The sequence below is a fragment of the Exiguobacterium sp. S22-S28 genome (genome assembly GCF_043359615.1).
Lineage (GTDB): Bacteria > Bacillota > Bacilli > Exiguobacteriales > Exiguobacteriaceae > Exiguobacterium_A.
In genome coordinates, this window is sequence record NZ_JBHFFC010000031.1 from 179,214 (window position 1) to 204,976 (window position 25,763).

Sequence of the window (25,763 nt, forward strand, 5' to 3'; positions counted from 1 at the left end):
TATTTTGTAGTTTATTTTTAAGCGTGATTAGTGAATCAGACGTGACCTCTCATTATGCGCTACTTTCGACAGGACGTCAAAAGAGCTTCCCACCTGTTGGCGGGAAGCTCGACTTGCTTATTTTGCTGAAACTGTATCTTTTTTGATTTGCTTACTGCGTAACTGACCACATGCCGCGTCGATATCCGTACCGTGCTCAAGACGCACACCACAGTTGAGACCGTTCTTTTTCAACGTATCGTAGAACGTGGAAATGTCTTCCGACGTACTCCGTTGGTATTGACCGTGCTCATCAACCGGGTTGTATGGAATCAAGTTGACGTACGTCAAATGGCGTTTGTCTTCGAACAATTTCGCAAGCTCGATCGCTTGGGCCTTTTGGTCGTTGACACCACGTAAGAGAATGTACTCAATCGTGATTTTCCGGTTCGTCGTCTTAACGTAGTAATCGATGGCAGGCATCAATTTCTCGAGCGGAATCGCACGGTTGATTTTCATGATTTGTGTGCGGAGTTCGTTGTTTGGCGCGTGTAATGAAATCGCCAAGTTGACTTGAAGTTTTAGATCTGCGAATTTGTAGATTTTATCTGCGAGTCCACTTGTCGAAACTGTAATGTGACGCGCACCGATCGCAAGACCATTGTGATCCTTGATGACGTTCAAGAAATCGACCATGTTGTCGAAGTTATCAAACGGCTCACCGATACCCATGACGACGACGTGGCTGACACGTTCTTCTTTTCCGACTGCATCGAGGTGATGCTGAACATTCATGATTTGCTCGACGATTTCTCCAGCAGAGAGATCGCGGCTCTTCTTGATCAAACCACTCGCGCAGAAACTACAGCCGATGTTACAACCGACTTGCGTCGTGACACAGACCGAAAGTCCGTACTTGTGACGCATTAAAACAGTTTCAATCAAGCTGCCGTCATACAATTTGAAGAGGAACTTGATTGTTCCGTCTGCTGATTCTTGTTTCACGGCTTCTGTCATCGAATTAATCGCAAAACTCTGATCTAACAACTCAAGGCAATCCTTGTTGACATTCGTCATTTCTGCGAAAGTAGTGACACGTTTACGATAGAGCCAATCCCAAACTTGTTTTGCTCGGAACGGTTTGTGACCTTGATGCGATAACCATTCCGTCATCTGCTCAAGTGTTAATCCATAAATGGATGGTTTATTCATTAGTGAGACCTCATTTCTTTTTCCAGAACTATAACATTCCTTTATCTTAGTAAAAATCAGCCGCTTACGCAACGTTCAAATCCTAAATGTTCACTTTCTGTAAATTTCCGCGTCTTCTTTGGCTTATTTTACGGTCCAGTTGTGTCAAATCGACAAACTTCGTTTCCGAAAACTCAAAAATGCTCCGACATGGAAGATCAGACTGATACTCGCAAGGATCAGAAGGTGAATCAAAAACTGATCAGTTCCTTCTAATAATTGTTGGGTGTTGAACAAGCTGAAAATCGAGCCGTAACGCATCCATTCCACTTTTTCACTCAGACCGGATCCGATCGTCAAGACGACCGACAGTACAAGGACACTGCCGGCAATCGAAAAAGCACGCCGTTCATCATCAAACAAGGTGGCAATAAACAGCGTGAATCCACCAATGGCATACAGTAACAAAAGTGCGTTCACTTGAAAACGAATCAAGGTCAGCACATCAATCGACACCCCGGAAACAAACCAGTCTGCGAGCAGCAAGACGAGCGTATTGCATACTACCATGCATGTACTGGCGAGCATCATCACGATCATTGTGGCCGCCGTATATTGATGCCGGGTAATCGGCGCAGCCAAGTATAAAATCAATTCGCCATTATCAATCGGTCGTGCCAGCAGACGGGCGGCAAGCGATAACAAGAACAGGGACGCGATGATTTGAAAGATCAGTCCGTAATAATTACCGCCAAGTAAATCAAGCACATTATCAAAACCGGTCACCTTGTCGTATTGAAAAGCTTTTAAGACTTCCGGTGGCAACGCTTGAAGTTTCGCTTCGAGCAATCCGGTCTTCATCATCGAGGGGTAGAGTGCCGCAAGCATCAATAAATACAGACTGGTACCAATCGCATACGCCATGATCGGTTTTACGTTGTGTTTCAACAACGACCAAATGATGGTCATCATGATGATTCCTCCTCACCGTAATAATGTAAGAAGACATGTTCCAAGTCATCCGCTGACGATTGAATCATCCGGACATCGTACGCTGTTAACAGGTGAATGATCTGATTTAAAGTCAGTTCGTGACCCGTGACAAACGAGACCTGCTTCTGAAGTCGTTGACTGCCGATCTGCAGCGCAAATTGTTCCGCCTCTGCCTCGAGTCCAAATTCGATCGTATATTGTTTCCGACTCGAACGGACCAGCTCATGAATGTCCGCTTCCACGATGATCCGTCCTTCTTTGATCAGGGCGGCTCGGTCACACGATTTTTCCATCTCCGGAAAATGGTGTGAGCTCATCAAAATCGCTTTTCCGCGTTGCCGTTCGATGTCGATCAAGTCTAAAAAATGTTCCTGCATCAACGGATCGAGCCCGCTCGTCGGCTCGTCGAGCAGGTAGACCGGTGCATCCTTCATGAAACAGCCGACCAAAGCCAGTTTTTGTTTCATCCCTTTCGACATCTTCCGAATCTTGGTTTTCGTCTCAAACGGAAACCGATTGAGCAACTCCTGCTGTCGCTGCGGCGAACTGTGATGCAGTTTTTGCATCAACTGCAACACCTGTTCTCCGGTGAAGTCACCCGGCAGATTGATTTCTCCCGGTAAATAACCGACCAGACGTTTGACCTCTTCCGATTGATCCCAACAATCAAATCCGCCGATTGTCGCACGCCCGGAATCGGCTCGAATCAATCCCATCAATTGCCGGATAGCGGTTGATTTCCCGGCACCGTTCGGTCCGATGAAACCAAACACCATCCCTGGTTCCACCGTAAAACTGACGTCAAACAATCCTCGTTTCGGGGCAAATTCCTTCGTCACGTGGTCCAAGTGAATCATCCCAATCGCCTCACTTCTTTTGGAGATCGTCGTTAGTACCTTATACCCGTTTTGGCACTTCTTGGGACAAATCAGTCCGATAAATGACAAACCGTTCGTCATGGTTTTTGTCGAACAATTCTTTTAACCGAACTTCGTCGACTTGCTCGAATACCGTCTGATGCTCTAAAAAATACCGATACTCGTCTGCCGGATAATACAGAATTAAATCCACCGGTCTCGGACGGCGTTCGATTGAGGCTAAGATATTGTCCACGACCTTCATGAAGATTTGCACAGAAAACGGATTAAAGAAATAACATTTCGTGACATCATCGGGAATCGGGTACGCTTCTGCATAGGTCTGCTCAAAACGGATGCTTCCACGCCGCCTCTTCATTTTTTTCGTATACGCCATCTGATTCGTGAGCGCATCCTGATAATATTGACCGTTCATCTCGACACCGATGACGGAGCAATCAAACCGATCGTGCAGATAAAAATTCAGTCGTCCTTTGCCGCATCCAAAATCCACTACCGTATCGGTCTGATCAAACGGATAAACGGCACACAGCTCCTCAAGCGCTGCATAAGGAGTCGGTTCATAGCGGTTGTAGTGACTAAAGGCGTTGTAGAGATGTTGGATATCAATTGTCTCGATTCGCAATCGTTCTTCGTACTCTTTTTCATTCATCTAGGATTCCTTCTTTCAAGCATTGTTTGTTTCATCGTACTATACTATGAATGTACGCATTTTATTCCGTAAGGGGGAAATATACATGATCGTCGTAACGAATCGGATTAAAGTCAAAAAAGGAATGGCTGCCGCAATGGCACCACGCTTTACCCGTCCAAGCGGACTTGACTCGATGAAAGGTTTTGTTCGGGTCGAGGTTTTATTGACTCAGGGGCTTGAAGAACATGATGAAATGAACGTCAACATGTATTGGGAAGAGATGACGGATTTCGAAGCTTGGCGAAACAGCGATGATTTTAAAGCCTCCCACAAACGCCCGGCACAAACTGAAGACAAACAAGAAGAATCACCGATGCTCGGAAGCGAAATCTTTATTTATGAGGTAGCCTCTGTTAAAGAACGGAATTCATGATTTTATACACGCGATCAGTACCTTGCTTCCGATATGGAAGTAAGGTTTTTTTATATGCTCAGGACCCCACACTATATTTACTTAGGGTTGAATTGTATGTAATACCATTATTTGTTATTATAGGTCCAATACGGAAAGAGAGAGGATCTATCATGCTGAATTCGTTGTCTATTTTTGAACAGGCGATCCGTGCTTTACCGGCGGATCGATCGCTGACCCGTCAAGATGTATGTGTGGACAGTTTCCTGTTGCAACAGGATCAAGATTTATCGGTATACTACTCACCAATCGGCGAGTACATCAATCGTTCCGCAAAAATTGTCTTCCTCGGTATTACACCCGGATTCGAACAAATGCGGATTGCCTATGAAGAAGCCGGAAACGCATTTCGTAACGGTGCAAGTATTGAAGAGACTTCAAAAATTGTCAAATACAGCGCCAGTTTCGCCGGACCGATGCGACGAAATCTGACGACGATGTTGGATGAACTGGAGCTAAACCGATTACTCGGAATTTCCTCCACTGCGACTCTGTTTCATACCCATCAAGAACTGTTGCACACAACTTCGCTGTTAAGACATCCTGTTTTTTACCGCGGTAAAAATTATACAGGACACCAACCAAAAATTGAGCGGAATCCGTTATTGCAACACTATGCCTATGAACATTTTGTTGCCGAGTTAAGTCAGTTGCCGCAACCCGTCCTGCTCGTTCCATTTGGGCGGGTCGTCGAGTCGACGGTCGAGACATTGCTGTATCAAGGAAGAATTCAAAAACACACGGTTTTATTTGGTTTTCCTCACCCTTCCGGCGCAAATGGTCATCGAAAAAAACAATTCGAAGAAAATAAAGACTATCTAAAGAAGCAGTTACAGGATTATTTTAGTGCACAATAAGTAGAAATCTGTGAAACGTCATACAATTATTTTAACTAACAAGCCGGTCCCGATGAGTTCATCAGGACCGGCTTGTATTGATTATCAAGTGCGTATAATTATCAGACCATCAACGCGCAAACTTCATTCGCAAAGGCGACCGGATCTTCAATCGGTAATCCTTCGATCAATAACGCTTGTTGATACATCAGTTTAGTATACCGTTCGAATTTTGGACGGTCTTCGGCATAGGCCGTCTCGATCGCTTGGAACACATCGTGTGACGTGTTCAATTCGAGGATTTTCACGGCTGCGACATCTTGGTTGTTCGGCATCGATTTGAGGATTTTCTCCATTTCGATTGAAACCGCACCATCCGTCGCGAAGCAGACCGGATGTGACTTCAAGCGTGTTGAAGCTTTGACCTCTTTCACCTGTCCCGCAAGTACGTCCTGCATCGCGTTAAACATCTCGACTTGTGTCTCCGTCGTTTCGGCTTGATCCGTCTGTTCGATGCCGAGATCGCTGCTCGTGACAGACTTGAATTCTTTTCCGTCGTAATTGAGCAGCATCTGAATCGCAAACTCATCAATCTCTTCCGTGAAGTAAAGGATATCGAATCCTTTGTCTTTGACGAGCTCCGACTGCGGCAATTTATCCAACCGGTCCGTACTCTCCCCTGACGCATAATAGATGTACTTCTGCTCTTCCGGCATCGCGGCGACGTATTCTGCAAGCGTCACCAGTTTTTTCTCTTTTGCCGAATGGAATAGGACGAGGTCTTTGACCGTATCCTTTTGCATGCCGTAATCATTGTAGATGCCGAACTTCAATTGACGGCCAAAGGCTTGATAAAACGTCTCGTATTTTTCCCGGTCGTCCCGAAGCAACGCTTCAAGTTGTGTCTTGATTTTGCTTTGAATGTTTTTGGCGATCAACTTCAACTGGCGATCGTGCTGCAACATTTCACGCGAGATGTTGAGCGACAAGTCTTCCGAATCGACCATCCCTTTGACGAAGCTGAAATGATCCGGCAACAGATCACTGCACTTTTCCATGATCAAGACGCCATTCGCATACAGTTCAAGCCCCTTCTCGAACTCTTTTGAATAATAATCAAAGGAAGGCTGTTCTGGAATGAACAAAATCGATTGATAACGGACGGCTCCATCGGCACTGATGTGAATGTGTTTGATCGGCGCATCAAATCCGTAACGTTTTTCTTGATAGAAATTACGGTAGTCTTCATCCGTCAGCTCCCGTTTGTTTTTCCGCCAGATCGGAACCATGCTGTTGACCGTTTTCATGACCGTGACCGTCTCTGTTTCATCTAATCCGTCGACCGGACGTTGTTCCGTTTCCTCCATCTCGATCGGATAACGGATGAAGTCCGAGTATTTCTTGACGATACTCCGCAGACGGTGCGGTTCCAGGTATTCATCGTAGTTCTCTTCGTCTTCGTTGGCTTTGATATGAAGTGTGATGTCTGTTCCGACGGTCTCTTTTTCGACCTCTTCGATCGTATACCCGTCGACCCCGTGCGACTCCCATTTGTAGGCGACGTCACTGCCAAACGGTTTCGTGACGACCGTCACGGTGTCGGCGACCATGAAGGCGGAATAAAAACCGACGCCGAACTGCCCGATGATATCATGACCGTCTTGCGATTCATTTTCTGCCTTAAAGGCGAGCGATCCGCTTTTGGCAATCGTTCCGAGGTTTTCTTCGAGCTCTTCTTTTGTCATTCCGATTCCTGTATCGCGTAAAATCAGTTGACGTGTTTCAGGGTTCGGCTGAATCGTAATCTTGTAAGCATCCTTGTCGAACGTAATCGTCTCGTCCGTCAACGCTTTGTAGTAAATCTTATCCATTGCGTCACTGGCGTTCGAAATCAACTCACGTAAAAAGATTTCCTTGTGTGTGTAGATGGAATGAATCATCATTTCGAGCAATCGCTTGGATTCTGCTTTAAATTGTTTCGTTTCCATTTTCGATACCCCCATGTATTTTTTAGCACTCTATAAGACAGAGTGCTAATTCATTTCCATTATTACGGATACAAAAACGACTGTCAATCCTCCAATTCATCGAGTGCCTCAAGTTTTTGCCGCACCTGTCGTCCGATATCACGCAGTCCTTTTGTCGAACCGTATGTTCCGTGACTCCGGCCCTTGTCGTCAGGACGACTGCCGAGACCAAGGAACTGTTCGCTTGGTTTAAAGTGAAGTCCGATGACCGGAATCCCGAATGCAGCGGAATAACCAAATTCGACGACGGCATTCGGATAATCGATCAACGCGACGGGTTCTTGCCACGTGATGCTTGGATCCAGTTTCCGGAAACGGTCCGTATGCTCACGTCCGAGCAAAATGATGCCATGCAGGGAAAACAACGGCAGCAGCTTTTTCAAAAAAGTTTGTCCAAAGTCCGTCTGTTCGAGATCCTGCCGCATCGCGATCGTCCCCATGTAGCGTCTGGTCGGGAACGGAAAAAAATCCGTATGGATGACCGGAAGAAGAGCGTCATCATAAAAGGACGCCCCAAATCCATTTAAGAACCCTTCCAGTTTTCCACCCTGTTCCTTTCCGAACCATGTCTTATAAACATCCGGTTGTTGAAAATAGTGATTAAACTTGTCGATCGTTTGTTCAACGTTTTGCTCCGTTAGATAGGTCTCTAAAGACATATCCGATTCAATCAAAAAGAATGGACCCGTCGAATCAAAACGCATCGTTCCTTCCTTATTCAAAAATTGTCCGGCTGACGGATTCGTCGCGACCGTCAACCAGCTTTTCTTCGAGACGTCACCAAACCATAAGACGGGTGTCGTTCCCTCAATCAATTCGTTTCGCATCGGTCCACGTTCCAACTCCATTTGGTGCTGCACGGCTTCCGCCAATAATTTTTTTGCATGTTCCCGTTGCTCTGATGTCAGCGTTCTCATTCCTTTCGTTTTGCGCTTTCCTGTTTTTTGATGTTCCCGTTCCTCCAAAACGTTAGACACTTCGATGGGTTTAGCTCGATTCGCGGAGGGAATGTTTCATAAGGTAAAGCACAAAATCGGACATTACTTTTCAGGAGGAGATTTTTTTATGAAACGACTTGAGGATAAAGTAGCCGTCATTACCGGATCGGCGACAGGAATCGGTCAGGCAACGGCACTCGTCTTTGCCGAACAGGGAGCGACCGTCGTCTGTGCGGATGTTGATCTGGAAAAAGCACAAGCAACGGTCAAACAGATTGAGCAGGCAGGCGGAAAAGCAGAAGCGGTTCATGTCGACGTCTCACAAGTCGATAGCGTAAAACAGCTCGCCGACCATTTAGCGTCTACATACGGGACAGTTGATGTCCTGTTCAACAATGCCGGGATTGATCAGCAAGGCGGGAAAGTCCATGAATATCCGATCGAACTGTTTGACCAAATCATCGCCGTCGATTTACGGGGGACTTTCTTGACGAGTAAGTTTGTCATTCCATTGATGTTGAAAAACGGCGGATCGATCATCAACACGTCATCGATGTCAGGACGTGCAGCCGACTTGAATCGTTCCGGATATAACGCGGCGAAAGGCGGCATCGCCAACTTCACACGCGCGATGGCAATCGACTATGCCCGGGAAGGCATCCGCGTCAACTCGCTTTCGCCGGGAACAATCGAAACGCCGCTCATCGATACACTCGTCGGCGGAAAAGAAGAAGATCAAGGGAAGCAGTTCCGTGATGCCAATGCTTGGATCACACCACTCGGTCGCCTCGGTAAACCGCGTGAGATGGCAACAGTTGCCTTGTTCCTCGCTTCAGATGACAGTTCATACGTTACGGGTGAAGACATCACGGCTGACGGCGGCATCATGGCCTATACGTGGCCGGGTGAAATGTTAATCGATGATAAATGGAAAACAGACGCGGAATAAGCGACGGGGTTTTCAGCACGGTTCCTACTTGTGGAGCCGTGCTTTTTTGTTCATTTTTGAACGGTTTGAGCCTAAGAAATTCGAGGCGCTTAAATGTTTTGGCTATTAGTTTACCTCACTGAACTACTTTTGAACGGGAAAAGTAAAACAAAGGGGGAGAATCTATGCTTACAGAATCGATTACTTATTTACAACGTTGTTTACAAATTCCAAGTACCAATCCACTCGACGGGGAAGAGAACGTCGCCGCGTACGTCTATGATTTACTGACATCGAACGGAATCGAGACGGAATGGATCGAGGTGTCACCTAAACGGATTTGTCTCGTCGCAACGATCCAAGCCGGCGTTTCGGCCGTTCACCCGAAAACGATTGGCTTCTCGGGTCATCTGGATACCGTGCCTGTTCAACTCAGCGAGTGGACAAAGGATCCGTTCGGCGGCGAAATCGAGCAAGGACGCATCTACGGACGCGGTGCGTCCGATATGAAATCCGGTGTCATGGCGATGGTCAGCATGATGCTGGAATTAAATCAACGGGATGACTTACCAAACCATCTGAAATTGTTGATCACATCCGACGAAGAAAACGGGATGACCGGGGCCCGTCATTTAACAGAACGTGGTGATGCTGATGATTTGGACGCTCTGTTGATTACGGAACCGACAAGCGGTTTTCTCGGCTATGCGCAAAAAGGAGTCGTCGGCGTGGAAGTATCGTGTACGGGTAAAAGCGCTCACAGCTCTTCGCCCCAACTCGGTCAAAATGCCATCGATGATCTGTATCGTGTGATTCGAGAAATCAAATCCGACCGGTTTACGATCACCACTCACAGTCATCCGGAGCTCGGTCCGGTCGTCGCTTCCATCACGTCCATTACGGGCGGCGAAGGTCCAAACGTCATTCCGAGCCAAGCTGCATTTTATATGGACATCCGGACGATTCCGGGATTCGGACGAGAGCAGGTCTTAGCTGCACTGGAAGAAATCAATCAACGTCTGCGTGAACAGGACGACAGTTTTTCGATGAAAGTCACCGTCATCAAAGAGATTCCGTCCTGTGAAACCGATTCCGAGGACCCGTTCTTGAATGTCGTCGCAACAACGATGGAATCCATTCGCCGTCAGCCGACACGACGCGTCGCGATTCCTGGTGGGACAGACGGCGCCATGTTCAGTCAGGCCGCCCGAAGCTTCCCGATTGCCGTTGCTTCTTTCCACGATTTCCGGCTGGCGCATCAAATCGATGAGTCCATTCCTTTATCGGAATATGAAGAAACAATCGAGTTGTGCACGCGTTTAGCTCTCCATTCATATACCTAAAGAAATCCTCCATTCGTCTCTTACACGACGAATGGAGGATTTTTAAGTGTATACGCCAATCAAGGCAAGGGCTTGCCCAACATAGCTTTGATCAGACTGTAGTGTATGTTTGGATTTGTCAGTGTGATGCCATTCGATTCGAACATGGCCAAGCCGGTCGTATATCAATTCAAATATAAAACCAGCGTTTTCAAAGGAAACGATTCCCGGAAACTGTTCATGAACAATCCGAAATTCAAGGGCAAATTGGTCATATTCTTCAAACGATAACGTCATCTGATGAATTCTTTTATCCTGATGCCAAACGTCGATTTGTAATGTAGCCAACGCTTGATTCACTTCGACGATGTGCCAGTCAATCGTCTTGTCATATCCTGTAAAAGAAATCACATGGTTCAACTAAATCACCTCTTTTTGAATGAATACCCGTTAGACAGGGAATGGTTTTGTAACGAATCGAAATGACTGTCGTCCACTCACGAAAGGGGTTTTCTTATGAGCGATCAGCAAAAGACGTTACCGACGAATCAAAGCGTCGATGACTTTTTGAGTACGATCACGCCAGTATCAAAACGGACGGACTGTGAACAATTGCGGCAGATTTTTGAAGAGATGACGGGTTATCCGGCTGTTATGTGGGGTGACACGATGATTGGATTCGGTCACTATCACTATCGGTATTCTTCCGGACATGAAGGCGACTCATTTCTTGTCGGATTCTCGCCCCGCAAAGCGAACATCAGCCTCTATTTCGCAACAGGTCCGGAGCGTGAGCAATTCCTCGCACGTCTCGGCAAACACAAGACCGGAAAAAGCTGTATCTATATCAATAAACTAGCAGATGTCGACCTGCTTGTCTTACGGGAGCTGGTTGTTCACTCCGTCGCTTTTCTGGAAACGACGTATCCACGGTCTTGAACACTTAAAAACGTCCCTTCCTTCGCTGGTTTTGCGAAAGAAGGGACGTTTGCTGTTTAAATTAATGTCCACTGTCTGTTGTGTCGATGTGACGAATGTGTTTGAGATTGACCCCGATAATGACGACAGACAGTAAGACGAACGCGCTACCGACATAAAACGGCAGATTCGCGTTAAAGATTTCAGCCAATTTACCGGCCATAAATGGTGCGATGGCTGCCCCGAGAAAACGTAAGAAACTGTATGCAGCGGATGCCGTCGAACGTTCGACCGGTGCTGCATCCATGACTGCTGTCGTAATCAACGTGTTGTTATTCCCGAGAACCGCCCCGGCAAGAATGACACAGACGATGACGACAGCTGGTGTTTCGGTAAAGATCCCCATTAATAACAACAGGACAGCGAACAAGAGCAACATCAGTACCATTGCTTTAATTGTTCCAAGCCATTGTTTTAATTTTGGTGCTGTTAAAACGGATGTCAGAGCAAGCAACATTCCCCAGCCAAGGAAGACGAAGCCCAGTCCTTTTGCCGGTAGTTTCATGACGAATGGTGCATACGCCATGATGGTAAAGAATCCGACGTTATATAAGGCCGCGACGATTCCAAGTGTCAATAATGACCGGTGTTTCATCGCCTGAAAAGGTGCAATCAACGAAATCTTTTTTGCAGGCGTCGCCGTTGCGACCGGTTTCGGCATCAGGAATAATAACACGAGGAACGCGATGACCATGATGGTGGCAACGCCCATGAAAGGCGCACGCCATGTGATTGAACCGAGCGTTCCGCCGAGTAACGGACCGATTGAAATCCCGAGACCGACTGCTGCTTCATATAAGATGATCGCTTTCGCCGTTCCGCCGGATGACAGGGAAACAATCGCTGCGAGTGCTGTTGCGACGAACAAGGCGTTTCCGAGTCCCCAGCCGCCGCGTAACGCGACCAGTGTCCAGATGCTGTCAGCCTGTGACGCAAAACCAGCAACGGTTGCAATGACCGCAATCCCGAGCATCAATGTCCCTTTTTGACCGATCCGCGACGAAATCGCACCGGTAATCAGCATCGCAAACGCCATGACGGCGTTATAACTTGTAAATAAGAGCGTGACTTCACTTTTTGATGCTTCGAGATTTTCGGCAATCGTCGGTAAGACCGGATTAACGAGTCCCATTCCCATAAATGCCGTGATACTGGCAAAAAATACCGCCCAAACCGCAATCGGCTGATGCAGTAAACCGTGTTTACTTTCCGCCAAGACCGTTTCAGGCGCAAGTGTCGTTGTTTTTTCAGCAAGAGCCATATGAATCCTTCTTTCTTAAATAAACTGTTTAAATGAGTGACGGATGACATCACCGCGACTGATGATTCCGACGAGCTTGTCGTCTTTTAGAATCGGTAATTTTTTAATCCGTTTTGCGCCGAGCGTCGCCGCAATTTCTTCCATCTCGGTTTCTGTCGTTGCAGTCACGACTTTTCGACGTGCCATGTCCATGACAGGACGCGTCAAAATGTGGCGGACCCGCTCTTCGTAATTTTCATCATCACCTTTAATGACATCAACATACAAAAACGTATCGACGATGATGTCTTTATGTTTGCCGATGGCCCGCATGATATCTCCGTCACTGATGTAGCCGACGACTTCCTGCTTGTCGTTGACGACCGGGACACCACTGATGCCGGACGTAATAAAGCGTTCAACTACCGTCCGGATCGTATCCTGTTCATTGACAGTAATGACGGTTTCTTTCATCGATTGATAAGCTTTCATCGGAATTCTCCTTTATCAGACGCTGTAATGAGATAAGTTCAAAACAATAAGTTGCACGATACAATTAAATAACATTTATGATTGTATAATACAACTATAACCATGTCAAGAACCCTGCTCTTGTATTGACAGCGGTCGTCTCGTGCGTAATGATGAGGGCAATAAAGGCTGATATGAAGAGGTGATAAGATGTCTAATCAATCCCTGGAAACGATTGAACTCGAACTGGCGATTTTGATTCGTCGTTTGACGACGGCGACGGCCGATAACCGGAATTTGGACCGCGCGTCCTACTTGCTGTTGCGCCAACTGTCGGATTCCGGTCAAGTCGGTGTCAAGACGCTCGCACGTGAATTGCAGCTCGACGTATCGACTGTCAGTCGGCAAGCGGCTGCCCTCGATCAAAAAAAACTGGTCGAAAAAATAAAAGACCCGACAGATGGCCGGGCCTTCTTTTACAACATCACAGATTACGGTCAGCAGGAACTCGAGATTTACCGGACGGCCCGTTTAACGAGCATCGAACGACTGTTAACCGACTGGCCGGACACGGATGCTGAATCATTTGGACGGTTGCTGAAACAGTTCAACCAAGCACTACGGGAACGTTAAGTTCCTGAAAATATGAAATAACAGCACGATTCAGAGGACGAATGTTACATCCGTCCTCTGTTTTTTTTCGCTGAAAGTGTCGTCAGACAGGATTACCGGTTAACCGATCGTCACCTTCTGTTGAATTCGTTCAATCTGTTCTGGCGTCGTGCGGCAACACCCGCCGATCAATCGGGCACCCGCTTCATACCATTCCGGAGCAATGTCTTCAAATGCGGTACAGACGGCTTCACCGGACCAGGTCTTACTGACCGGATCGTAATGTTCACCGGAATTTGGATAGACGATGATCGGTACATCCGTCAATTGCTTCAATCCTGTAATAAATGCTGTTGCAATTGATGCCGGAAAACAATTGGCGCCAATTGCCGCCAGTTGTGGATGATTCCCGAGTACCTCGACACATTCACTTAGCGGCGTTCCTTCACTAATATGTGATGCGTCACGTAAGGAAAAGGCAAGCCAAGCCGATTGTTCCGGAAATTCTTCCAACAGCCGAAACAGTACTTTTGCTTCCTGTAAAGAAGGGATTGTCTCAAACGCCAGCAGATCGGCTCCGGCTGCAATCAAAGCTTCGAGCCGCGGACGATGGAAGGCTTCGAGTCGGGCGTCGTCCACTCCGTAATGACCAACGTATTCCGAGCCGTCGGACAGGTAAGCGCCGTACGGTCCAATCGATCCTGCGATGAGTGCGTGACGCGCTTTTTCCCCTGTTTCTTGCCGTGCTTGTTGTGCGAGATGAACGGTTTGTTGCATCAATTCAATCGCTTCCTCTTCTTTAATTCCCCGGCTCTTGAAGCCGGCGATACTTGCTTGATAACTCGACGTGATCGCACAGTCCGCTCCGATTTTAAAATAATCGGCGTGCACACGATGAATCTGCTCCGGTTCTTCGATCAGTACCCGCGCCGACCAAAGCGGATCATCGAGATTGCTCCCGTGGCGCTCAAGTTCTGTTGCCAGTGCTCCATCCAATAAAAGATAGGGCTTTTCCTTTAACAATTGTTCAACTGGATTGTTGTTCTTTGACATCTTCCACACTCCGTTTCCATGATGTTTTCATTAGATGATGCACGATGTAACAGACCACGATAAAAGGGACACCAAAATAAAGAGCGACCCGTTGCGTCGGATCAAAGGCGATCCCGATCAAAGAGGCAAGACACATTAAAAAGGACACGATTGGGACAAGCGGATACCACGGCGTCCGGTACACTAAATCGCTGAGATCATTCCCCTCCTGCAGATACCGTCTTCGGAACATGAACTGTGACGCGCTGATACTCATCCAGACGACGACGACGGCAAGACCGGAAATCGAGACCAGGGCAATGTAGACCGAACCCGGTGCGTAAACACTGGAAAACAAGGCGAGCAGACCACCGAGCATGCTAAAGAATACAGCACGTGTCGGTACACCACTCGCATTCAATTTGGAAAAGAACGGTGTAATCATCCGTTGATCGGATAAGGACCAGAGCATCCGCGACGCGGCGTACAATCCGGAATTCGCAGCCGACAGAATGGCTGTCAAAATGACGAAGTTCATGATGTCCGCGGCAAACGGCAGACCGATTCGCTCAAACACGGCAACAAACGGACTTTCGAGGACACCTTTTGAATCATTCGGTAACAGAATCGCGAGAACGATGATTGTTCCGACAAAAAATAAGACGAGCCGGAAGACAGTCGTTCGAATTGCTAGAGGCACCGTTCGCTTCGGATCAACGGCTTCGCCTGCTGCGATTCCAATCAGTTCCGTCCCGGAGTAAGCGAAGTTGACGGCAAGCATCGTCATCAAGATAGCGAAGGCACCATTCGGAAACAATCCGTCTTCTGTCAAAGGAGCGAGCAACGGCGCCGGTGATCCGTCCGCGAGCGGTAAAAATCCGACGATCGCCGCTGCCCCTAAGATAATGAATACTAAAATCGTCAGAACCTTGACGGCAGAAAACCAAAACTCGACTTCAGCGAATAACCGAACCGTCAAGACATTGATGCCTAAAATCATGACAACGAATAAGGCACTGAACAGCCAAACCGGAACGTCCGGGAACCAGCGTTGCATCAACAGGCCGGCTGCCGTGAATTCCGACCCGAGAGCGACCGTCCACGTCAACCAGTAGAGCCACGCCACCGTATAACCGGTTCCGGATCCGATGTACTTCGTCGCATAACTATGAAAGGCGCCGGTTTCCGGCATATGTACCGCTAATTCCCCTAGACACAGCATCACGAGATAGACTGCCAGTGCTCCGACCAAGTACGATAAAATCGTTCCGATCCGACCGGCCTGCTCGAGTGTATAACCCGTACTTAAAAACAATCCTGTCCCGATGACACCGCCTAGTGACAGCATGACGATATGCCGGGATTCCATTTTTCGTCGAAACGTCTCCTCTTTCATCTGCTCTTCCACACTCCTCTTTCTCTCGGTAAAATAAAAAACGCACCCACATATATGGGTGCGTCGGTCGACAATAAAAAGAAGCTTATCGATCGGGTACAACACCCGCAGGAATTAGCACAGTATCTTTCGACCTGTTGCTGAGGCTTCAAAGGGCCAGTCCCTCCACCTCTCTAGATAAGAATGTAATTTTTCATAACAGTACCAACCTGTTTCTGAATTGTCAACACAATTCAGAATATACCGGATGTTTTTTTACTGCTTTCTAGTAAATAAATCAAATTCTGTTCGAGCGATAAATCTGTAAGTTGGTATAGACAGACCGCAGTAACGGATAATGCTGTGTCTCTGATGCCGTCAGAAGCATTCCAAAGAGATGCTCGGACTCTACATCGTTTCCTTTTTCCATATCCCGTTGAAGCGAAGATTTCATCGTCTCACTCATCTGCATGATCTGTTTTTCTTGAATCTGCTCAATGTCTTCACTAAATACCGCCCCCTGTTGCTCCATCGCCAGCTTGGCTTCAGCAGCTAATTGCCGGATTTGGTGCATCCCCTGTTCCTGCTCTCGAATCGGACCGATCGCCGAACGGAAAAGCGAGGTCACACCGGAAAATGTTGTAATGAACAAATACTTGTTCCACATGTCACGGATGATGGTTTCTGAATACTTGATTGGTGCTTTTGTCCCGGTCAAGTGTCGTTCGAGTTCCTCCAGGCGTTGCGTCCGTTCCCCCGTCAATGGACCAAACAACAGATGATGCGAAGGACTGGTTTGAAGAATCCGTCCCTGTTCATCCAATGTCGACTCGATAAAGCATAGTCCACCGAGCACGCGATGTTCCCCAAATGTTTCAGTTAACCGTTCCAGATGTGCCATTCCATTTAACAACGGCAGAATGTATGTATGTTCCGCGACAAACGGTTCGATATCCTGCATGACTTGATCCAGATGGTAGGCTTTCGTCGAAAGCAGAATCAGATCAAACGTCTCATCTGTTCCAGCTTCAACTAAACGTGGGATCAACTCGAAATCACCGTGCGGACTGCTGATCTTTAGTCCGGATTGTTCCAACTCCTGCATGCGGCGTGTACGGACTAAAAACGTGACATCTTCCCCTTTTTCCGCCAAACGTCCCCCAAAGTAACCACCGACTGCCCCTGCTCCAACGACTAAAATTTTCATTTTCATTCCCCCGGTTCTCTGATTTCTTCTTCCATTAGTACATGTTCTTTGTCTAGCCTATCATACAGATCAGACCGAATTGGACAAAGATGACAATTTAATTAAAGCGCTTGCATTTTGGTTTACGTCGTTTATACTACTTGTATACAAGTATACCATTCAAACAAAGTAGGTGTTTTTATGTCTGATCTTTTATACCCGATTAAGTGGTTATCAAAAGCATCTGCCGGTGATCGCGTCGCCTATGAGCTCAGGATGCGGATCATTTCCGGCAAAATCGAAAGCGGGACAGTCTTGTCTGAAAATAAATTGGCCGCCGACTTTTCCGTCAGCCGTTCCCCGGTCCGGGATGCCTTGAAAGTCTTGGCATCAGAACGAATCATCCGGTTGGAGCGGATGGGAGCTGTCGTCGTCGGTCTGTCGAAGCGAGACATTCAAGAAATCTACGATGTCCGCCTGTTAATCGAAACGTTTGTCTTCGAGCGTCTCGTGCGGATGGAGCGGCAAGATCTGGTCCGTGAACTGAGCAAGGTGCTCGAAATGATGAAAATCGCCATTAAGTATAAGGATGCGGACGAGTTTTCTTATCAAGACGTCTTATTCCACGAAACGATCATCCGCTCGATTGACCATGGTTACGTCAGTATGATGTGGCAAAATCTAAAACCCGTCATGGAAAGTTTCATCTTATTGTCGATGCGCCAACGTATCGACGAGGACATCGAGGACTTCGACCGGATCCTCGCGAACCACGCCCTCTACATCGAAGCCATCGAAACCGGTGACCGCAAACGAATGATTGCCTCGCTGCATCAGAATTTTGATGATGTGCAGGAAGTCGAGGATTTATCAAAATTAGGCGAGAACACGCCCACTTCTAAACGAAGTGAAAGTGGGAGATGAATCGCTAGCCTGCCTTTCGGGTATATCCCTTTGAAGGAGGTGAAAAATGGTGTTGAAGCACAAGGCCTACAAATTCAGAATCTACCCCACAAAAGAGCAGGAAATCCTGATCGCGAAGACGATTGGATGTTCGCGCTTCATCTTCAACCACTTCTTGGCGAAGTGGGATGAAATGTACAAGACCACTGGAAAAGGACTGTCCTACGGTTCTTGTTCCAAAGAAATTCCTTTGTTGAAGCAGGAGTTCGACTGGTTGAAGGAAGTGGATAGCACCTCTGTTCAGATCAGCGTCAAACATCTTGCTGATGCGTTTGACCGCTTCTTCAAGAAGCAGAACGAACGCCCTCATTTCAAGTCCAAGCGGAATCCCGTCCAGTCGTACAAAACCAACATCCAAGGCAAAAACCAGCTTCCTGAAGTCTCGATTGGATGCAAAAAGCTCAAACTTCCGAAGCTGAAATGGGTTCGTTTCGCCCATTCGAGACAAATTACAGGCCGGATCTTGAACGCCACGATCCGACGTAACGCTTCAGGCAAATATTTCGTTTCCCTGCTCGTCGAGCAGGAGATCAACGAATTGCCGAAGACCGGTTCATCTGTCGGCGTCGACGTCGGACTCAAGAACTTCGCCATCCTGTCGGACGGCACGGTCTACCAAAACGACCGTTACTTCCGTACCCTCGAGAAGAAACTGGCGCACGAGCAGCGCAAGCTCTTCCGCCGTCAACGCATTGCTTTGAACAAGAAAGTCACGCTTTCCGAGGCGAGGAACTATCAGAAGCAGAAGCGGAAGATTGCCCGTATCCACGAAAAGATTGCCAACAAGCGTACCGACTTCCTGCACAAGGTATCGACTGAGATCGTCAAAAACCACGACGTTATCGGCATCGAGACTTTGCAGGTGAAGAACATGCAGAAGAACCGCAAGTTGAGTAAAGCCATCTCGGACGTCAGCTGGTCGGAGTTCTTCCGTATGCTGGAATACAAGGCTGACTGGTACAGGAAGATCGTCGTGAAGGTCGGCAAGACCTTCGCTTCGAGCCAACTCTGCTCGAGTTGCGGATATCAACACAAAGACGTGAAACACCTCAGCTTGCGTGAATGGACATGTCCGAGTTGCGGGATCCATCACGACCGGGATGTGAACGCAGGACTGAATCTTAAACAAGAAGCCGAACATATCTTAGCTTCCTCAACCGTCGGGACGACGGGGTTAGCCTGATCAGGTTTCGACCGGTAGGTCGGATCACTCAGGAATCCTTCGCCTCTAAGTGAAGCGTAGGTGGAGGTAGTTCAAGGAAGTCACAACAACTGATGACGAAGGGAGTCGAGCCACATGACTGAATACATGTTAGGGATTGATATCGGCACGACCAGTACAAAAGCGGTGCTCTTCACGACGACAGGGGAAGTCGTCGGACAAACGAACATCGGCTATCCGCTCTATACACCAAACCGTTCGACGGCGGAACAGGATCCGGAAGAGATTTTTCATGCCGTCCTCGAAAGCATCCGGTTGATGACGAAACAACATCCAACGCAGCAGCCGAAGTTCGTTGCCTTCAGCAGCGCGATGCACAGCTTGATTGCGATGGACGAACACGATCAACCGCTGACTGCCTGCATCACATGGGCGGACAGCCGGAGTGAAGTCTGGTCGAACCGGATCAAGGAACAATACGGCTATTCGATCTATCACCGGACGGGAACACCGGTTCATCCGATGTCGCCGCTCAGCAAGATTTGTTGGCTCGTCGAAGAACATCCCGACATTGCCGCCCACACAAAAAAATACATCGGCATCAAAGAATTTGTTTTCCAACGCCTGTTCGGTGAGTATGCCATCGATCATTCACTGGCGTCAGCGACCGGCTTGTTCAATATCCATGAACTCGACTGGGATGCAGAAGCCCTGCACGTCGCCGGCATCGATGCATCCAAACTGTCGCGCCCGGTTTCAACGACGACTTCGTTTACGAACCTCGCACCGGAATACGCCAAACAAATTGGATTGGATCCTTCTACACCATTCCTGATCGGAGCCAGTGACGGCGTGCTGTCAAACCTCGGCGTCAATGCAATCCGCAAAGGAGAAATCGCGATTACGATTGGAACGAGTGGTGCCATCCGGACGATCATCGACCGACCGCAAACTGACGAAAAAGGCCGGATCTTCTGTTATGCCTTAACCGAAAACCATTGGGTCATCGGTGGTCCGGTCAATAACGGAGGGATGGTCTTACGCTGGATCCGGGATGAGCTTGCATCGTCGGAAGTCGAAACGGCGAAACGACTCGGGATTGATCCGTATGCTGTCTTGACGAAAATCGCCGAGCGGGTCCGCCCGGGTTCGGACGGCTTACTATTTCACCCGTATCTGTCGGGCGAACGGGCACCGCTCTGGAATCCGGATGTCAGCGGTTCGTTCTTCGGCTTGACGTTATCGCATAAAAAAGAACACATGATTCGGGCAGCATTGGAAGGTGTCATCTACAACTTGTACACCGTTTTCCTTGCGCTCATCGAATGTATGGATGGTCCGGTCACACGGATTCAGGCAACCGGGGGGTTCGCCCGTTCTGAAGTATGGCGTCAGATGATGGCAGATATCTTCGAATCAGAAGTCGTCATTCCGGAAAGTTTTGAAAGTTCCTGTCTTGGAGCCTGTATTCTCGGATTGTATGCGACGGGGGAAGTCGATTCATTTGAGGTGGTCGCAGACATGATCGGAGATACACACCGTCACGTGCCAAACGAAGAGGCGATGCACGAATACCGTCAGTTATTACCGATCTTCATCAGCTTGGCGCGTGTTCTGGAAACCGATTACCGGCGCATCGCTACGTATCAACGGGGTTTGATTCAAAAAGAAATTTAATTTAACGTTTTTAGGGAATCACATATTTTATGACTCATCGTTTTAAATTGTCTCATTCTCGTAGAGTTAAAGCTTAATTGCTTTGCACGTCAACGATGCCGGATTCTGGATGTTTAAAGAATACTTTGGATTAACCATGACAGAAACATTTGCGACGTGGACGGTGCTTGAGACGCTTATTTCCGTCTTTGGACTTGGCTTCATTCTCTTGCTCAGTCTCGTCGTCTAAAAAAAGGAGTCGGTCTATATGCTACATTCAGTCGGAGTCATCGGGCTTGGCGTCATGGGGCGCAACATTGCCCTTAACATGGCGAGCCATCAAGAAAACGTCGCTGTCTACAACTACACACGTGATTTAACGGATGATCTGATGGCCCATAACGAGGGATTATCGATCCATCCCTACTATGACGTCGCGGATTTTGTCCAATCCCTTGAACGCCCGCGGAAGATTTTCGTGATGGTCACGGCAGGCAGTGCGATCGATTCAGTCATCGAATCACTCGTCCCGCATCTCGAGACGGGCGACATCATCATGGACGGCGGGAATTCCCACTTCCTCGATACCGAACGTCGTTTTGATCAATTGCAACAACACGGCATCGAGTACATCGGCGTCGGTGTCTCCGGCGGTGAAGTCGGTGCCCGGACCGGTCCTGCCATCATGCCGGGCGGAACAAAAGAAGCCTACGCACAAGTTGCACCAATTTTGACGAAGATTGCCGCCAAAGTGAACGGTGAGCCGTGTTGCGTCTACATCGGACCAAAAGGGGCCGGTCATTTTGTCAAAATGGTCCACAACGGCATCGAATATGCCGACATGCAATTGATTGCGGAAGCGTACAGTTTCCTCCGGTTCCGTCTTGGACTCGATGTCGAAGAAATCGCTGATGTTTTCTCGTCTTGGAATGAAGGCGAACTGAAGAGTTACCTGATTGAAATCACAGCCGATATTCTTCGGAAAAAAGATGACGAAACCGGTCTTCCATTGATCGATGTCATCTTGGACCAAGCCGGTCAGAAAGGTACCGGCAAATGGACGAGCATGCAATCGATTGATAACGGAATTGCTTCTTCAATCATTACGGAAGCGCTCTTTGCCCGTTATCTCTCGGCTGTCAAAGAAGAACGTGTCGCAGCAGCTACCGTCCTCACTGGACCGGAAGTTCGCGAAACACTCGACAAAGACGTCTGGATCGAGCGGATACGCCAAGCCCTCTACATGGGGAAAATTGCAGCTTATGCGCAAGGTTTCACCCAGTACCGGACGTCTTCCGAATTGTATGACTGGAACTTACGCCTCGAAGAAATCGCGTTGATTTTCCGCGGCGGCTGCATCATCCGGGCCGAGTTCCTGAACGTCATCAGTGAGGCTTTCGCGAAGGACGAATCGCTTGCGAACTTGATGCTCGCACCGTACTTCGCCGAGAAGGTTCAGGACTATCAAACGTCACTGCGCCAAGTCGTCGCAGAAGGTTCTCTGGCAGGACTCGCTGCTCCATGTCTCAGCACTTCGCTGACGTATTACGACAGCTACCGGACCGCTGATTCCAATGCCAATATCCTGCAAGCACAACGCGATTACTTCGGGGCACATACGTATGCCCGGACCGATCGCGAAGGCACGTTCCACACCGAGTGGCAATAACTTATACAGCTCCTGTTTCCTGTTTCATTTAAGGAAATGGGAGTTCTTTTTTTGTTCACACTTTGTTTATCAGGATAGGAAATTGCAGGTTATCTCTTGACAAAACAAAGCGGTTATATGAAATTAGTATTAGATTAGAATTATTCTAGTGTGATAGATACAGTTTTTTCTTAGTACTAGAACAGATTCTTAAATAGAACCCAACAGGAGGATTTTTATCATGTCTTTAATCGGAAGTGAAGTAAAACCATTCAGTGCATCAGCATTCCATAACGGAGAGTTCGTCGATCTTACAGATGCTAACCTTCGTGGAAAATGGAGTGTCGTTTGTTTCTACCCAGCAGACTTTACATTCGTTTGCCCGACTGAGCTCGAAGATCTTCAAAACCAATACGCAACACTCAAAGCGCTTGACGTTGAAGTTTACTCGGTTTCAACAGATACGCACTTTACACATAAAGCTTGGCACGAAACTTCAGAAACAATCGGTAAAATCGAGTACGTCATGATTGGTGATCCGTCACACGTCATCTCACGCAACTTCGAAGTCTTGAACGAACAAGACGGACTTGCAGACCGCGGAACGTTCATCATCGATCCAGACGGTGTCATCCAAACGGTTGAGATCAACGCAGGCGGAATCGGTCGCGACGCAAGCACACTCGTTAACAAAATCAAAGCAGCACAATACGTACGCAACAACCCAGGCGAAGTTTGCCCAGCGAAATGGGAAGAAGGTTCTGCAACACTCACACCGAGCCTCGACCTCGTCGGAAAAATTTAAGGAGCGGATTTGAGATGGCTTTAGCAGCAGATATTAAAGCACAACTCGCTCAATACCTGGAGTTATTGGAAGGAGATCTTGTCCTCGCGGTCAGCGCCGGGACAGACTCCGTTTCTCTTGAGATGAGCGAGCTCGTCGAAGAAATCGCGAGCATGTCACCACGAATCAGCATCGAGCAGGCGTCACTGGCTCGGACACCAAGCTTCAGCGTCAATCGTGTCGGTGAAGAGAGCGGGATCACGTTTGCCGGGATTCCACTCGGTCACGAGTTCACGTCCCTCGTCTTGGCGTTACTCCAAGTCAGCGGTCGTGCACCCAAAGTTGATGCATCACTGATCGATCAGATTAAAGGCATCAAAGAAACGTATCATTTTGAGTCTTACATCAGTCTCAGTTGCCACAACTGTCCGGATGTCGTCCAAGCCTTAAACGTCATGAGTGTCCTGAACCCAAACATCAGCCACACGATGATTGACGGCGGTGCGTTCAAAGAAGAAGTTGAAGCGAAAGAAATCATGGCTGTCCCAACGGTCTTCGTCAACGGCGAAGCGTTCGGAAACGGTCGGATGTCGCTCGAAGAAATTCTTGCGAAACTCGGCACAGGTGTCGACGCATCAGACTTCGCCGATAAAGACCCGTACGACGTTCTTGTCGTCGGTGGAGGTCCTGCCGGTGCCAGTGCTGCAATTTATGCCGCACGTAAAGGCATCCGGACCGGGATCGTCGCTGAACGGTTTGGCGGTCAAGTCATGGATACGATGAGCATCGAGAACTTCATCAGCATGAAGTATACGGAAGGTCCGAAACTCGTGGCGAGTCTTGAAGAACACGTCAAAGAGTACGGCATCGATGTCATGAACCTCCAACGGGCAACGCGTCTTGAGAAAAAAGACCTTGTTGAGCTGGAGCTTGAGAACGGTGCGGTCTTGAAAACGAAGAGTTTGATCCTTTCAACAGGAGCACGCTGGCGCAACATCGGTGTGCCGGGCGAACTCGAGTTCAAGAACAAAGGGGTCGCTTACTGTCCCCACTGTGACGGTCCACTCTTCGAAGGAAAACGTGTCGCTGTCATCGGCGGCGGGAATTCCGGTGTCGAAGCCGCCATCGATCTTGCTGGTCTTGTCAAACACGTGACGGTGCTTGAATTTGCACCGGAACTGAAGGCAGACGCGGTCTTACAAGACCGTCTGGCCAGTCTTCCGAACGTCACGGTCGTTGCCAACGCCCAGACGAAGGAAATCACAGGTACGGATAAAGTGAACGGCATCACGTATGTCGAACGCGAAACAGGTGCTGAACACCATGTCGAGCTCGAAGGTGTTTTCGTCCAGATTGGTCTTGTGCCAAACACAGACTGGCTCGGCGAAACGATCGAACGCAACAAGTTCGGTGAAATCCTTGTCGATCGTCATGGCGCAACGAACATCCCGGGTGTCTTTGCAGCCGGTGACTGTACGGACAGTGCTTACAAACAGATCATCATCTCGATGGGATCAGGTGCTACAGCAGCACTCGGTGCCTTCGATTACATGATTCGTAACTGATTATCGAAACGCTTTGCTTCGGCAAGGCGTTTTTTTGATTAGAAAAGAGGTATGTGTCACAAAAGATGTTTCTTTCCGTGCTTTTCTCGGGCGAGGCGCAAGCCGCGGCTTTTGCGACCAGCAGGTCTTAAAGCCGGGTCTCGCCTGCCTCTGACAGCGCGTAAACGCGCTTTTTCCCGTAGAAGTCACGGAAAATCATCTTTTGACGGTGTGCTTTCATCATTGGAGTGAGAAGTTCAAACTGACCTCTATAAATTGTTCGAAATTGACACTTTTAGCTAGACCAGTTATCTGATAGATTGAGAGTATTCAAAATCTATCATAAAGAAGGTCTGACACATGCAAAAAGCAGCACCGTATTCAAGCACTCGTACCCGGCAACTCGTCATTACTTCAATGTCGATTGCACTTGTTTTAATCACAACTCTGCTCGTTAAAATCCAATTACCGATTGCTCCTAACGGCGGATTTGTCCATCTCGGAACAGCCATGTTATTCCTGATTGCGATTCTCTTCGGACCCCGGACAGCAATGATTGCCGGCGCAGTTGGAATGGGACTCTACGATATCCTGACCGGCTTCATGATTTGGTTCCCTGGAACATTTGTCGCACGCGGTCTTCAAGGTTTAATCGTCGGTTGGATTGCATGGTCGGGCGGACGAAACGGAAACAACGTCAAATTTAATCTGCTCGGGATGCTTTTATCGGTTCCCGTTATGCTCGCTGTGTACTTTGTCCATGAAGGAATTGCTTTCAGCAGTTGGACAGCTCCAGTTGGTTCAATTCCGGGTAACCTCATCCAAAACGCCGTCGGCATTCTTGTCGCGATTCCCGTTGGAATTGCCTTGAAGAAAACACGTTTCTTCCGTCAACGCGGATGATTTTACACAAA

Annotated in this window: 25 protein-coding genes, 1 pseudogene and 1 riboswitch; of the genes and pseudogenes, 14 read left to right on the forward strand and 12 right to left on the reverse strand. The window is 48.2% G+C overall.

The annotated features are described in order from the left end of the window. Positions 1–117: 117 nt before the first annotated feature. From rlmN to ACHA8N_RS15375, 4 genes are all read right to left on the reverse strand, one after another. Positions 118–1,191 carry a dual-specificity RNA methyltransferase RlmN gene (rlmN, locus tag ACHA8N_RS15360; RefSeq protein WP_026831656.1) on the reverse strand — a complete coding sequence of 358 codons (1,074 nt, stop codon included), beginning with the start codon at positions 1,189–1,191 and terminating at the stop codon, positions 118–120. Positions 1,192–1,335: 144 nt separating this feature from the next. Beyond that, positions 1,336–2,142, reverse strand: a complete 807-nt coding sequence (locus tag ACHA8N_RS15365) for an ABC transporter permease subunit (protein ID WP_393966231.1) — start codon at positions 2,140–2,142, stop codon at positions 1,336–1,338. Then, positions 2,139–3,020, reverse strand: coding sequence for an ABC transporter ATP-binding protein (locus ACHA8N_RS15370; RefSeq protein ID WP_393966232.1), 882 nt, complete (start codon positions 3,018–3,020; stop codon positions 2,139–2,141). Before ACHA8N_RS15370 ends, ACHA8N_RS15365 begins: the two co-directional genes overlap by 4 nt. Positions 3,021–3,060: 40 nt before the next feature. After that, entirely contained in the window at positions 3,061–3,693 is a 633-nt protein-coding gene (locus tag ACHA8N_RS15375) for a methyltransferase (protein WP_026831653.1), read from the reverse strand. 85 nt (positions 3,694–3,778) lie between these two features. On the opposite strand from ACHA8N_RS15375, the gene ACHA8N_RS15380 reads away from it, so the two are divergent. Together ACHA8N_RS15380 and ACHA8N_RS15385 are read left to right on the forward strand one after the other, a co-directional pair. After that, positions 3,779–4,108 (forward strand): heme oxygenase, encoded by a 330-nt coding sequence (locus ACHA8N_RS15380; RefSeq protein ID WP_147512152.1) that lies wholly within the window; start codon positions 3,779–3,781, stop codon positions 4,106–4,108. 152 nt (positions 4,109–4,260) lie between these two features. Continuing rightward, on the forward strand, positions 4,261–5,004 hold the full coding sequence (locus ACHA8N_RS15385; protein WP_393966233.1) for a uracil-DNA glycosylase family protein: 744 nt from the start codon (positions 4,261–4,263) through the stop codon (positions 5,002–5,004). A gap of 101 nt (positions 5,005–5,105) precedes the next feature. On the opposite strand, the gene htpG is transcribed toward ACHA8N_RS15385, so the two are convergent. Both htpG and ACHA8N_RS15395 read right to left on the reverse strand, forming a co-directional pair. Further along, a complete protein-coding gene (gene htpG, locus ACHA8N_RS15390; RefSeq protein ID WP_393966234.1) occupies positions 5,106–6,971 on the reverse strand; it encodes a molecular chaperone HtpG in 1,866 nt (621 codons plus the stop codon). Between the two features lie 83 nt (positions 6,972–7,054). Beyond that, positions 7,055–7,987 (reverse strand): hypothetical protein, encoded by a 933-nt coding sequence (locus ACHA8N_RS15395; protein ID WP_393966235.1) that lies wholly within the window; start codon positions 7,985–7,987, stop codon positions 7,055–7,057. A gap of 88 nt (positions 7,988–8,075) precedes the next feature. On the opposite strand from ACHA8N_RS15395, the gene ACHA8N_RS15400 reads away from it, so the two are divergent. Then, positions 8,076–8,897, forward strand: coding sequence for an SDR family oxidoreductase (locus ACHA8N_RS15400; RefSeq protein ID WP_147512156.1), 822 nt, complete (start codon positions 8,076–8,078; stop codon positions 8,895–8,897). A gap of 164 nt (positions 8,898–9,061) precedes the next feature. Further along, a complete protein-coding gene (locus ACHA8N_RS15405) occupies positions 9,062–10,219 on the forward strand; it encodes an ArgE/DapE family deacylase (protein ID WP_393966236.1) in 1,158 nt (385 codons plus the stop codon). A 42-nt stretch (positions 10,220–10,261) separates the two neighbouring features. Here the strand turns inward: ACHA8N_RS15405 and ACHA8N_RS15410 are convergent, their stop codons facing one another. Beyond that, positions 10,262–10,609, reverse strand: a complete 348-nt coding sequence (locus tag ACHA8N_RS15410) for a hypothetical protein (RefSeq protein WP_393966237.1) — start codon at positions 10,607–10,609, stop codon at positions 10,262–10,264. Positions 10,610–10,714: 105 nt separating this feature from the next. On the opposite strand from ACHA8N_RS15410, the gene ACHA8N_RS15415 reads away from it, so the two are divergent. Further along, positions 10,715–11,137: a DUF1801 domain-containing protein gene (locus ACHA8N_RS15415; RefSeq protein ID WP_393966238.1), complete on the forward strand. Its 423-nt coding sequence runs from the start codon at positions 10,715–10,717 to the stop codon at positions 11,135–11,137. 61 nt (positions 11,138–11,198) lie between these two features. Here the strand turns inward: ACHA8N_RS15415 and ACHA8N_RS15420 are convergent, their stop codons facing one another. Together ACHA8N_RS15420 and ACHA8N_RS15425 are read right to left on the reverse strand one after the other, a co-directional pair. Continuing rightward, positions 11,199–12,437 carry an MFS transporter gene (locus ACHA8N_RS15420; RefSeq protein WP_147512160.1) on the reverse strand — a complete coding sequence of 413 codons (1,239 nt, stop codon included), beginning with the start codon at positions 12,435–12,437 and terminating at the stop codon, positions 11,199–11,201. A gap of 15 nt (positions 12,438–12,452) precedes the next feature. Next, positions 12,453–12,908, reverse strand: a complete 456-nt coding sequence (locus ACHA8N_RS15425) for a CBS domain-containing protein (RefSeq protein WP_147512161.1) — start codon at positions 12,906–12,908, stop codon at positions 12,453–12,455. A 189-nt stretch (positions 12,909–13,097) separates the two neighbouring features. On the opposite strand from ACHA8N_RS15425, the gene ACHA8N_RS15430 reads away from it, so the two are divergent. Then, positions 13,098–13,520, forward strand: a complete 423-nt coding sequence (locus ACHA8N_RS15430; RefSeq protein ID WP_393966239.1) for a MarR family winged helix-turn-helix transcriptional regulator — start codon at positions 13,098–13,100, stop codon at positions 13,518–13,520. 99 nt (positions 13,521–13,619) lie between these two features. Here the strand turns inward: ACHA8N_RS15430 and mmuM are convergent, their stop codons facing one another. The 3 genes from mmuM to ACHA8N_RS15445 form a co-directional block, all read right to left on the reverse strand. Continuing rightward, positions 13,620–14,552, reverse strand: coding sequence for a homocysteine S-methyltransferase (gene mmuM, locus ACHA8N_RS15435; RefSeq protein WP_393966240.1), 933 nt, complete (start codon positions 14,550–14,552; stop codon positions 13,620–13,622). After that, positions 14,527–15,927: an amino acid permease gene (locus ACHA8N_RS15440; protein ID WP_393966241.1), complete on the reverse strand. Its 1,401-nt coding sequence runs from the start codon at positions 15,925–15,927 to the stop codon at positions 14,527–14,529. Before ACHA8N_RS15440 ends, mmuM begins: the two co-directional genes overlap by 26 nt. 82 nt (positions 15,928–16,009) lie before the next feature. Continuing rightward, positions 16,010–16,111: riboswitch (SAM riboswitch) on the reverse strand. Between the two features lie 93 nt (positions 16,112–16,204). After that, a complete protein-coding gene (locus ACHA8N_RS15445) occupies positions 16,205–17,113 on the reverse strand; it encodes a ketopantoate reductase family protein (protein ID WP_393966242.1) in 909 nt (302 codons plus the stop codon). Between the two features lie 180 nt (positions 17,114–17,293). Between ACHA8N_RS15445 and ACHA8N_RS15450 the strand changes: the two genes are divergently transcribed. The 8 genes and pseudogenes from ACHA8N_RS15450 (at position 17,294) to ACHA8N_RS15485 (ending at position 25,752) form a co-directional block, all read left to right on the forward strand. After that, positions 17,294–18,016, forward strand: coding sequence for a GntR family transcriptional regulator (locus ACHA8N_RS15450; protein WP_393966243.1), 723 nt, complete (start codon positions 17,294–17,296; stop codon positions 18,014–18,016). A gap of 49 nt (positions 18,017–18,065) precedes the next feature. Next, on the forward strand, positions 18,066–19,238 hold the full coding sequence (gene tnpB / locus ACHA8N_RS15455) for an IS200/IS605 family element RNA-guided endonuclease TnpB (RefSeq protein ID WP_393966249.1): 1,173 nt from the start codon (positions 18,066–18,068) through the stop codon (positions 19,236–19,238). A gap of 114 nt (positions 19,239–19,352) precedes the next feature. Further along, entirely contained in the window at positions 19,353–20,894 is a 1,542-nt protein-coding gene (gntK, locus tag ACHA8N_RS15460; RefSeq protein ID WP_393966244.1) for a gluconokinase, read from the forward strand. A 70-nt stretch (positions 20,895–20,964) separates the two neighbouring features. Next, positions 20,965–21,123, forward strand: a pseudogene (locus tag ACHA8N_RS15465) (GntT/GntP/DsdX family permease); the annotation flags it as partial. 18 nt (positions 21,124–21,141) lie between these two features. After that, entirely contained in the window at positions 21,142–22,542 is a 1,401-nt protein-coding gene (gene gnd / locus ACHA8N_RS15470; RefSeq protein ID WP_393966245.1) for a decarboxylating NADP(+)-dependent phosphogluconate dehydrogenase, read from the forward strand. Positions 22,543–22,762: 220 nt separating this feature from the next. Next, positions 22,763–23,326, forward strand: a complete 564-nt coding sequence (gene ahpC, locus ACHA8N_RS15475; RefSeq protein WP_012371860.1) for an alkyl hydroperoxide reductase subunit C — start codon at positions 22,763–22,765, stop codon at positions 23,324–23,326. A 14-nt stretch (positions 23,327–23,340) separates the two neighbouring features. Next, entirely contained in the window at positions 23,341–24,870 is a 1,530-nt protein-coding gene (ahpF, locus tag ACHA8N_RS15480; RefSeq protein ID WP_026831627.1) for an alkyl hydroperoxide reductase subunit F, read from the forward strand. A 339-nt stretch (positions 24,871–25,209) separates the two neighbouring features. Beyond that, a complete protein-coding gene (locus ACHA8N_RS15485) occupies positions 25,210–25,752 on the forward strand; it encodes an ECF transporter S component (RefSeq protein ID WP_393966246.1) in 543 nt (180 codons plus the stop codon). Positions 25,753–25,763: the final 11 nt, after the last annotated feature.